Origin of the sequence: Burkholderia sp. E168m23 (assembly GCF_016586125.1) — a bacterium.
Lineage (GTDB): Bacteria > Pseudomonadota > Gammaproteobacteria > Burkholderiales > Burkholderiaceae > Burkholderia > Burkholderia orbicola.
Window position 1 is genome coordinate 1 of the sequence record NZ_BCPP01000710.1, and the last position, 3,804, is coordinate 3,804.

4 protein-coding genes are annotated in these 3,804 nt (G+C 67.8%); 2 read left to right on the forward strand and 2 right to left on the reverse strand.

What is annotated here, in order from left to right; genetic code table 11:
* Positions 1–53: 53 nt before the first annotated feature.
* Positions 54–938: a LysR family transcriptional regulator gene (locus tag JMF90_RS28000; RefSeq protein ID WP_041489394.1), complete on the reverse strand. Its 885-nt coding sequence runs from the start codon at positions 936–938 to the stop codon at positions 54–56.
* A 375-nt stretch (positions 939–1,313) separates the two neighbouring features.
* Between JMF90_RS28000 and JMF90_RS28005 the strand changes: the two genes are divergently transcribed.
* Positions 1,314–1,691 carry a nuclear transport factor 2 family protein gene (locus tag JMF90_RS28005; protein ID WP_006482852.1) on the forward strand — a complete coding sequence of 126 codons (378 nt, stop codon included), beginning with the start codon at positions 1,314–1,316 and terminating at the stop codon, positions 1,689–1,691.
* Positions 1,692–1,715: 24 nt separating this feature from the next.
* On the opposite strand, the gene JMF90_RS28010 is transcribed toward JMF90_RS28005, so the two are convergent.
* On the reverse strand, positions 1,716–2,516 hold the full coding sequence (locus tag JMF90_RS28010; RefSeq protein WP_011547767.1) for a helix-turn-helix transcriptional regulator: 801 nt from the start codon (positions 2,514–2,516) through the stop codon (positions 1,716–1,718).
* A 132-nt stretch (positions 2,517–2,648) separates the two neighbouring features.
* Here JMF90_RS28010 and JMF90_RS28015 point away from each other — a divergent pair.
* On the forward strand, positions 2,649–3,804 hold a 1,156-nt coding region (locus JMF90_RS28015; RefSeq protein WP_201325698.1), incomplete at its 3' end, for an APC family permease.

Consider the following 3,804-nt stretch of genomic DNA (forward strand, 5'->3'; position numbering starts at 1 on the left):
GCCGCCAAGTTAACACGCGCAAGCAACGGGAATAATGGTGAATTATCGGGTGTTCAATGAGAAATTCTCATCGATGACGCGGTCACTTCGGCGGCCAGCGCGCGGGCGAAACGTTCGGCCGGACGCGACTGGTGTTCGAGCAGCACGACCGCGCGGCCCATCTGCGGCTGGCCGAACGGCAAGCGCGTGACCGGCGGCAGGCGCGCGAGCGTCGCGTCGGGGAGCGCGACGATCGCCGCACCGAGCCCGCGCGCCACCATGCGCGCGATCGTTTCCGCGCTGTCCAGCACCATCTCCTCGCGCACCCGCACGCCGATGCGGCGCAGCTCGGCGGCGATCATCCGGCCGGCCCACGCCTGCGCGTCGAAGCGGATGAACGGCAGCGCATCGAGCAGCGCGCCCGCGTCGCGTTCCGCATGACCGGGCGGCGCGAGCAGCCAGAAGCGATCCTCGTACAGCGTGGTCCACGTCAGTTCCGCCGGATGCGGGCGCACCGGGCGCGTCGTGATCGCCGCGTCGAGCTCGCCGGCCGCAACGCGGTTCGCGAGTTCCACCGACATGCCGGCCGACACGTGCACGCGCAACGACGGATGCGCGGCACGCAGCGCGAGCAGCGCGTCGGGCAGCGGGCCGGACAACGCGGTCTGGATCGCGCCGATCCGCAGCCGGCCGACCAGCTTCTTCTCGTCGCTGAGCGCATCGGGAATCTGGTCGACCATCGCGAGCACCTGCTTGGCCTGCGCGAGCAGGATGTTGCCGGCTTCGGTGAGCACCGGCTGCCGGCGCGAACGGTCGAACAACTGCACGTTGTATTCGCTTTCGAGCGTCTTGATCTGCAGGCTCACCGCCGATTGGGTGAGGCCGATGGCTTCGCCGGCGCGCGCGAAGGTCCGGTAGCGGGCGATGGCGACGAGCGTTCTGAAGGCGCGGAGTGACATGGGCTCGGTGAGATGGGCGAACGGGGCCGGCACGCGGATTGCTCGACGATGCCGGCGGCGCAGTGGCGGCATGCCGCTCGGGGTGTCGACGACCGCCGAAGCGGACGGCTGGCGCCGACACGCTGGCGGACATCATGCCCGTGCGTGCGGAAACGGGCAACCGACGCGCGCCCCGGTCTGCGCCGAAAGGCGCGGTGCGGGACGGCCGGATCGGCCGGTGCGTGCTTTCATGCATGGCGTCGTGCTGGACATGCACGTCTGTCCGCGCACGCGTGAGCGGCCGTGGCCGTGCGTGCCGCCCGCTTCCGTTTCATCGATGCGCCGGGGCGACGCGAGCCGTTGCGGTCACCCCGACCCTTCGCGGAGGTAACGACGATGCCAGACGATCCCGGTGAAGTCGCGCGTGCGAGCTATCGCGCGTATGTCGACAAGAACCGCGACGCGATCGAAGCGCTGATCGCGCCGGACTTCCATTTCACGAGCCCGCTCGACAACCGGCTCGACCGCGACGCGTATCTGGCGCGCTGCTGGCCGAACAGCGCGATGCTCGCAGGATTCGAGTTCGTCGACGTGGCGGTGCACGGCGAATACGTGTTCGTCGTGTACGAAGCCGTCACGACCGCCGGACGGCGGTTTCGCAACGCCGAGCGATTGCGCGTACGCGACGGCCGGATCGTCGAGGCCGAGGTGTATTTCGGCTGGTACGTGCCGCACCAGGCGCCCGATGGCGGGTTCATCGAGGCGGGCGGGTGAAGGCAGTCGCGTGCATCGGCGCACTCATCCCGCCGCGTCTTCCCCCAACGCCTGGATGAACCGCGAAAACAGCTCGGGCTGCGACGAAATCCCGAGCTTTGCGTACAAATGCCGCCGATGCACCTTCACCGTTTCCGGTGAAATCGCGAGCCGCTCGGCAATCGCCTTCGACGAATTGCCGCGCAGCACCATCCGCGCGATCGACATCTCGCGGTCGGTCAGCACGCCCGCGCCGAAGCGGGCGAGCGCCTGTTCGACGCGCGTACCGAGATCGGCGTCGGGCGCCGCACGTCCGGCGTCGCCCACCAGCCTCCAGTGCTGCCGAATCACCGCGAGCACCCACGGCATCGCGGCCGTCAGCTTGCCGAGCGGTTCGACGTCGAAGCGCGTCGACGCACCGAGCGACAGCGACAGCAGCGTGTCGGCATTCGGCCGCACGAGAATCTGGATCTCGTCGTCGCCGACCGCGTCGCGGAAATAGCTCAGGAAATACTCGCTCTGCCGGAACAGGTCGGGCGCGACTTCCTCGAGCCGGTAGCAGCCGTCGGCGAGCCCGTCGTGCGCGGCCTGCAGGAACGGATCGAGCAGATATAACCCATTCAGGTAAAGCGGCACGGGCGACGCGGCGTCGGTGCCGCCCGTGTCGTATTCGTCGAGCACGAGCGGTACGCCGTCGCTGCCGATCGCGGTCGCCAGCGCGTTGTCGAACGGCGCCATTTCATTGAGCAGCAGCACCAGGAATCGCCAGAAGCGCGGCTGGCCGAGATGATCGATTGCGCGGCCAAGCGCCTGGTGCATCGCGATTTCGGAAAAGAGACGATCCATACCACCACCGGAAGGGCGTAACACGAAGGGGGAATAGCGGTCCTGAAATTGGCTTCCTAGACTGCCACGCAATCAATCGGGCCCGAGTATGGGCGTTCAAAAACAGGTGGCATAGGAGCACAGGAGAACGAAATGGCGATGATGTCGGAATCGACGGGCAGCCTGCAAGCGGCGCCTGCAACGGAAGACGCGCCGCGCGCGCTGTCGCAGACGCTCAGCGTGCGCGATGCGGTGATGATCACCGTATCGGGCGTGACGCCGGCCAGCTCGATCTTCGTGATCGCGCCGTTCGCGATCCAGCAGGCCGGCAGCGGCGCCGTGCTGTCGTTCGTGCTCGGCGGCGTGCTCGCGCTGGCGTTCGCGCTCTGCTATGCGGAACTCAGCGCCGCGCATCGCAGCGCGGGCGGCGAATACGTGATGGCCAAGCGCGTGTTCGGCACGCTGCCCGGCTACCTGACCTTCATCACGGTGCTGTCGGTCAGCGTGTTCATCCCCGCCGTGCTCGCGAGCGGCGCCGCGCCGTACCTGAACAACGCGCTCGGCACGCACTTCAGCAACCAGTCGGTCGCGCTGACGATCGTGCTGCTCAGCTATCTGCTCGGCATGCTGAACATCAAGACGAACGCCTGGATCACCGGCGCGTTCCTGGTCGTCGAAATCGGCGTGTTGATGCTGATCGCGGGGCTCGGCTTCGGGTCGCCGCATCGCGGCGCCGAAGTGCTGATCGCCCCGGTCGTCGCAAGCGGCAATGCGCTCGTGCCGGCGACGCTCGCGGCCATCGTGCCCGCCATCGGCACCGCGATCTTCTGCTACAACGGCTTCGGCTCGGCCGCGTATCTCGCGGAAGACCTGTGCGGCGGCAACCGCAACGTCGCGAAGGCGGTGATCTATTCGCTGCTCGTGATCCTCGTCGTCGAACTGGTGCCGCTCACCGCGATCGTGCTGGGTGCGCCGTCGCTGACGGAGCTGACCAAAAGCGCCGATCCGATCGGCTATGTCGTGCGCTCGCTGAGCAATCCGGCCGTGTCGCGCGTGGTCAGCGGCGGGATCTTCCTGTCGGTGTTCAACGCGATCATCGCGATCGTGATCACGATGGGCCGCCTGCTGTACAGCAGCGGCCGGCATGCGCTCTGGTCGCGCACCTGCAACCGCGCGTTCTCGACGATCCACCCGCGCCTCGAATCGCCGTGGCTGGCGACGCTCGCGCTCGCGATACCGTCGGCCGGGCTCGTGTTCGTGTCGAGCCTCGACGAACTCACCGCGTTCACGGTCGACCTGCTGCTGCTGA